This is a genomic window from Tatumella sp. JGM118 (genome assembly GCF_018257515.1).
Taxonomy (GTDB): domain Bacteria; phylum Pseudomonadota; class Gammaproteobacteria; order Enterobacterales; family Enterobacteriaceae; genus Tatumella; species Tatumella terrea.
Genome location: NZ_JAERJR010000028.1, coordinates 21,356 through 27,635, shown reverse-complemented (window position 1 = coordinate 27,635; position 6,280 = coordinate 21,356). Strand labels below are relative to the sequence as shown.

Annotated in this window: 5 protein-coding genes and 1 pseudogene; 3 read left to right on the top strand and 3 right to left on the bottom strand. The window is 47.4% G+C overall.

What is annotated here, in order from left to right:
* Nucleotides 1–576 precede the first annotated feature (576 nt).
* Nucleotides 577–1,095: a flavodoxin FldB gene (fldB, locus tag JK223_RS16000; protein WP_212715141.1), complete on the top strand. Its 519-nt coding sequence runs from the start codon at nt 577–579 to the stop codon at nt 1,093–1,095.
* Nucleotides 1,096–1,101: 6 nt separating this feature from the next.
* Here the strand turns inward: fldB and JK223_RS15995 are convergent, their stop codons facing one another.
* From JK223_RS15995 to JK223_RS15985, 3 genes and pseudogenes are all read right to left on the bottom strand, one after another.
* Entirely contained in the window at nt 1,102–1,530 is a 429-nt protein-coding gene (locus JK223_RS15995; RefSeq protein WP_212715140.1) for a protein YgfX, read from the bottom strand.
* The gene (gene sdhE / locus JK223_RS15990; protein WP_212715139.1) at nt 1,493–1,777 is read right to left on the bottom strand and encodes an FAD assembly factor SdhE; all 285 of its coding nucleotides are present in this window, start codon (nt 1,775–1,777) and stop codon (nt 1,493–1,495) included. Before sdhE ends, JK223_RS15995 begins: the two co-directional genes overlap by 38 nt.
* 416 nt (nt 1,778–2,193) lie before the next feature.
* Nucleotides 2,194–3,302: pseudogene (locus JK223_RS15985) on the bottom strand (IS3 family transposase); the annotation flags it as partial.
* Nucleotides 3,303–3,684: 382 nt separating this feature from the next.
* Between JK223_RS15985 and JK223_RS17240 the strand changes: the two are divergent.
* Together JK223_RS17240 and ygfZ are read left to right on the top strand one after the other, a co-directional pair.
* Entirely contained in the window at nt 3,685–4,833 is a 1,149-nt protein-coding gene (locus JK223_RS17240; protein WP_371813168.1) for an acyltransferase family protein, read from the top strand.
* Nucleotides 4,834–5,281: 448 nt separating this feature from the next.
* On the top strand, nt 5,282–6,262 hold the full coding sequence (gene ygfZ, locus JK223_RS15975; protein ID WP_212715137.1) for a tRNA-modifying protein YgfZ: 981 nt from the start codon (nt 5,282–5,284) through the stop codon (nt 6,260–6,262).
* The last annotated feature ends 18 nt before the right edge of the window (nt 6,263–6,280 follow it).

The following is a 6,280-nucleotide window of genomic DNA, read 5'->3' as shown; positions in this document are numbered from 1 at the left end:
CATGACCTCTCGCCGCGTCCATGCGGCTCGTCCTGGACGCATTCCCTCGCTCAGCGGTGCGATGTCGCGGTAAGTCAACGGCTGTGGGACCGGTGAAAACCGGAGGTTTTTTCTCAGTCTGTGGGTAATGAGTCTGGCTGTTGTTTAATGTCAGATCGTGAATATTCCGTTCGGCTGTTGGTTTTTATAATCAGGTCGTGAGTGTTCCGTTCGCTTTATGTTAAGGCAGGCTGCCTTACCCGCGCCACGGGCGACCGGGCAACGGGCGCAGGGCCGCGCCCTCTTCATCCCGGTACTAAAACCGGGGAAAACGCGAATTAGGGCTTTGCCTTACAAGACTGCACCCGGTACACGAGGAGCAGGGATCCGGGAACTCTCCCAAACGGACAGGAACGGGCGGAACCTGTTCAGAGTAAAAAAGGAAAACTGTTCCGGCCAGTCAGGGCTCAGAGCGCTATCCGTTGCGCAAAAGCCATTAATTGACGGCAGAATGTATTTTTTCTTAGGCTTTATCAGGCATTATTAGATAATTCACTCACGGCACTAAAATTGACTGTCTGAATTAGCAAGGTAATTATGAAAATCGGATTATTCTACGGTTCCAGCACCTGTTATACCGAAATCGTCGCGGAAAAAATCCGTGATTTTATCGGTGACGACCTGGTGACATTGCACAATGTGAAAGAGGGACCGGTGGAAGCGATGCAGCAGTACGACCTGCTGATTATGGGGATCCCGACCTGGGATTTCGGTGAACTTCAGGAAGACTGGGAAGCCATCTGGCCCCTGCTGCCTGACCTGCAGCTGCGCGGTAACCCCGTGGCCCTCTATGGCATGGGTGATCAGATTGGTTACAGTGAATGGTTTCTCGATGCGCTCGGCATGCTGCATGACCTGCTGAAACCCATGGGCGTTCAGTTTATCGGGCACTGGCCGACCGAAGGCTTCGAATTTATCAGCCTTAAAGCTGTGCTGCCGGCAGGGGATAAGTTTGTCGGGCTGGCACTGGATGATGTTAACCAGTTCGAAATGACCGATGACCGCGTCGAACGCTGGTGTGAACAGATCCTGACCGAAGTGGAAGAACTGCTGTAAATCCGTTTAGCGCGGATCACTCCGGCAATAAAACCAGTGCATTCGTAAGGCCCGCCAGTCCTGCGCGGGCATCGCATCCTGCATCAGCCAGAAACGCAGACGCTGCCCGTGTTCATTTTCCAGAGAAAGCAACACAGCAAAGGGTAACCAGCCAGGTTCCCGCCGGGTCCGCCAGCGCTGTTGCTGCCAGCGCCACCTCCCCTGTGCATCCACTTCCAGCGGGCCGCGACGCTCACGAAAACGTCTTCGCCCCAGTCGCCCCTCCTGCCATACCAGGCAAAGAGCCATTACTTTTAAGATACCGCCGCCCCAGGTCCAGGGGGTAAAAGCAACAGCCAGTACGATCAGCGCCTGAACACCGCACTGAATACGGCAGGCCAGCCGGGAAGGGACTAATTCACTCTGCCACCGGGCCGCGTTGCTGGTTACGTTCACGGATCAATTGCACCATGTTACGGAGGTCCGCATCCGCCGGCTCTCCGTTGCCCATCATCCAGTTAAATAAATCCGGATCGTCTGCCCGTAACAAAGCGATGAACGTCTGCTTCTCAGGGTCGGTGAGCGTGTCATATTCATATCTGAAGAACGGCATAATAGCGATATCCAGCTCCAGCATGCCCCGACGGCAGGCCCACTGAATACGGGCTTTATCATTGATACCCGGGGAAGTTTGTTCCGGCATGATTTGTCCTGTGTAGGGTTCCTGAGGATGCTCAGTTTACCCCGTAATGCACAGACAGGCGACAATAGCCGCTGCCGGTCATTAAAAAACACGTGCGGGTACGCAGTTATTCAGGAATACTGGATTTTCATGCCCGATCCTGTCGCTGAGTGCGGCCTGACATTGTCCCGGACTTAAGAAACGCCTGTGACGTCATAAATAAGGGGCCCTAATTTAGTATGAGTATTACTTTTTCATGGTTATTTTAGCTCTAAATACCTATTAATCTAACTGCTGCTATATGTAATTTGCAGCATATTCACATATAAAACTCCCGCCACAATGCGAAACATGTCGGGCTCTCATATTTCACCCAGTAAATTTGGCAAAGTATGAGACAAGCATATAATGTGAAGTGAATCGCCATGGATAATCCAGACACTTCCGGGCTGTTGATGATACTGATCTTCATATCCAGTCGTTGACATCTGAGCGTCCGATCCATGCCGACGTTTAGTGTTATAAAATATTTCTATGTAATCAAAAATATCGCTACGGACTTCTTCACACGTTCCGTAGATCTTTTCTTTATCCGTTCGCGTTTCAGTAGCTGGAAACGCTCTCTACAACCGTATTATCGTGACAGTTACCACGACGACTCATACTACCTTCCAGACCATGTGAATTCAGGAACGACTGCCACTAATGACTTTTGTATTGACCGTCCTCGTCTGAGTGAACCAGCACCTATTTTTGGGAGTTACGCCGCCATACAGCCATCAGCAGGGCGTTCAGAATAAGGTCCTTTGTCATCCGGGGTTGCATTGATCAGCCGATAACCTTGCGTGAGAATAGATCAACGACCACGGCAAAATACAACTATTCTTCGTGGGCCATGATGTATGTTATATCAGTTATACAACGCTCATCCGGAGCATCCGGATTGAAATGCCGCTGAAGCCTCTTAGGCGACACGATACTGACTTCTCTTTTGCATGCTCGCGGACTCCGGTAACCGACCTTAGCCTTTATCCCGACTCGTTTCATAAGTCGCCAGACTCTTTTCACTCAGCACTATTGCCCGTTATCCCACAGATCCAGACGGGTCTTGCTATAGCCATAAACACATCCTGATTCCAGCCAGAACTGTATAATCTGCCCTGTCAGCCTCAGATCTACCTGAGGGTGTTGCGAATGTGGCTGCTGAAGCCACGCGAAAAAGCCACTTGGATGAACATTCAGCACCCGACAGAGCAGGCGAACAGGCCAGCAACGGGTGTTGTCACGGATAAAGGCGTACCTCAGTCGAACAGTTTTTCGAAGTACGCCGCGGCTTTTATAATATGTCCCGTTCGTCGGTAAATCACTTCAGCTTGTTCTGGTAACGGTGTTTCTCCGCCTGAGAATCTGACTGTTCTTTATGATTAGAAAAATCCGGACCTTACTTCTTTATCAAGGCGTAAAGGCTGTGGGTGGTGATGTCGAGACGTGTTGCAACGCTGGAAACAGAATGACCACGATCAACAACCTGTTTCACTTCTTCAATTTTAAATTCTTCGGGATAACGCTCATGGGCACCTCTCCTAAAGTCGTCTTAAATTACTCTGAGTTATCTTTTAAATCCGCGGCGATTCAGTACGGTTTTTACCTATTTAATCGCGAAAGCGATGTGTTTATCGTAATAACGTATCTTTTTTTATACCGGATCACCTTATTCATCAAGCAGAGAAATAACTGAAAACTCTACTTATCTCTTGATGCTGATTTAAGAAAAGAGATAAACACTGCACACAAAATAAAACCATTTTGAATGGAAATTATACAACAACAAAAGCAACTGATGATCGCTCCTCGTCGCGTGATTTTTATATACTAATCCCAGGACATTAGATATACTGTGGTCATTTTTTGTTAAGCCGGTAAAGAAAATGCATAACCAAGCCTACATGATTTTATATTTTGTTTTTCTATCATCTCTTGTCATATTAATCCTCAGCAGCAAGAGAATGAGTTTTATTGATAAGGTTGATGCACGTGAATTAAATAACATTGATTCGTTAAGAGGCTCACTCGCATTAATGGTGGTTTTACATCACTACATGTTCAACTATTTCTTATGGAAGGACGGTTATTGGGATATAAATGGGTACAATCTATTTCGCTTCCTTGGACCACTTGCCGTATATGTTTTCTTCATTATCTCTGGCTACCTATTTTCATCAATTGAGAAAAAAAGTTTTCCTAAATGGATTGAGTTTTACAAAAAACGAATATTCAGAATAATACCAGTTTGCCTGATCAGTTCTATCATATGTATATTTATATCCTATGTATTGGGTAATAAAAAAGACCTTAGTGTATTAAATATATCGTATTGGCTGGATGGAGGTTTACTAAACAAAAGACCTGAACTATTCGGCTTTTCTGATAGTAACTTAATAAATGCAGGGGTTACATGGACGCTTCACTGGGAATGGTTATTATACATATCTTTACCTTTTATATCATTAATCTTAAAAAAGGAAAGGCGGTTAATTGCGAGTGTAGCTGTGTCTACTCTATGTATAATCGCTTATTGTGTAATAAAAAAATATGTACATGACACTGATCTATCAAATACATTTAAATATATATTCTGTTTTTCTTGCGGTTACACTTGCAGATTCATGAAATCCGAAAGACTGGTCAGGTATTTAACATCGAAGATAACAATATTAATCACCATTTTAATTTCCATAATCATTATCATTTCAGGGAATACCTACGGAATACCTACAGCCATGGTCGCTTTTATAATTTTTTATAATGTAATAAATGGTAGATCGATTTTTGGATTACTTAAAGTTCAAGGGTTACGTCGAATTGGTGTGGTTAGCTATAGTATTTACTTAATGCACGGGATTTGTTGGTTTATTGGGTTCCACTTAATAACTAAGGATTCAAATATAATCACAATGTCTAGCCTGACTTTTCTCACCATAATCATTCTATCAATAATTACATCATTACTTATTGAATACCCATCATACAACTGGACAAAAAACACCAGCAAAAATAAAACAACTCAGCTAAAATGAAAAAACTAATATAATTATATATTGCAAGTACTATTCAGGAGGCTTCATAGCTATACTAAGACCAACACCTTAGTATAGCTCTGGTAAATTTTACAGTCACGAATCAATGATTCGTGACTCCGGAGAAATACCAACAACACCCTTGTTTGACCGAAATTTCAAAAACTCTCGCGGAAATTTAACGAGTCTTTTTATATACTTTCTGCCCGCGTCATGCTTATCTCCGTTACCGGCCCCTGATTGACCGCTGCAGTGCCGGTCTGCTGGCCTTCACCGGCCTGAAATTACTGTTCAGGTAATCTTTTGCGGACAGGCACCCGCCATATAACGCATTTCCCGTGTGGTTTCGCCCTTTTCAGCGGTCGGCCTTTGGTGAATAATGCCCTGAATACGACTGCGAACCCGGCTCAGCCATGCGCTGATGCTCACTTAAGCCACAGGATGTCCTATGCCAGAAAATACTCTCTCTCAACCGGCAGCCGCAGAGACTCTGCCTCTGACTATCGTCGACCTTGATGACTGGGCGCTGGTCACTGCCCGCGGCCCGGACAGTACCAGCTATCTGCAGGGGCAACTGACGCTGGATGTTGCCGCCCTGCCGGAAAATGACCACCGGCTGGCCGCCCATTGTGATGCCAAAGGTAAAATGTGGAGCAGTCTGCGTCTGTTTCATGATACGGAAGATTACGGCTATATTCTGCGCCGCCAGGTGCGTGATGAACAGCTGGCCGCGCTGAAAAAATATGCGGTCTTTGCCAAAGTGACGCTGAGTGACGACGACAGCCGTCAGCTGACCGGCATTGCCGGACAAGGTGCCCGCGAGGCTCTGGCGGCTCATTTCGGTGTGTTACCGGATCACGACCAGCCCCGCGTACTGGCAGAGGATCAGCTGTTGCTATGGCAGGGCCACCCGACCGAACGCTTTATCCTGATTGCCGGCAAGGAACAGACCGCTGCCCTGCGCCAGGCTCTGAACCCTGCACAGACCGGCGACAGTCAGCAGTGGCTGGCGCTGGACATTGCCGCCGGTCAGCCGGTGATCGACCAGGCCACCAGCGCTGAGTTTATCCCGCAGGCCACTAACCTGCAGGCATTACAGGCGATCAGCTTTAAAAAGGGCTGCTATACCGGCCAGGAGATGGTTGCCCGGGCGAAGTATCGCGGAGCCAACAAACGGGCATTGTACTGGCTGCTGGGCACGGCAGAACACCTGCCGACGGCCGGTGCCGCGCTGGAATTACAGATGGGTGAGCGGTGGCGTAAAACCGGCACCGTGCTGGCCGCCGTGAAGCTCAATGACGGCCGGGTGTCCGTACAGGCGGTGCTGAATAATGACCTGGAAGCAGAGAGTGTATTGCGTCCTGAAGGCGATGAAGGCGCAGTATTAACGGTACAACCCCTGCCTTATTCCCTCAGCGAAGAAGAGTAAGCTGCCACTGGCCCGTTA

Coding starts and splice junctions, on each gene's coding strand:
- fldB (WP_212715141.1), top strand. CDS start 577: ATGAAAATCGGATTATTCTACGGTTCCAGCACCTGTTATACCGAAATC.
- sdhE (WP_212715139.1), bottom strand. CDS start 1,777: ATGCCGGAACAAACTTCCCCGGGTATCAATGATAAAGCCCGTATTCAG.
- JK223_RS17240 (WP_371813168.1), top strand. CDS start 3,685: ATGCATAACCAAGCCTACATGATTTTATATTTTGTTTTTCTATCATCT.
- ygfZ (WP_212715137.1), top strand. CDS start 5,282: ATGCCAGAAAATACTCTCTCTCAACCGGCAGCCGCAGAGACTCTGCCT.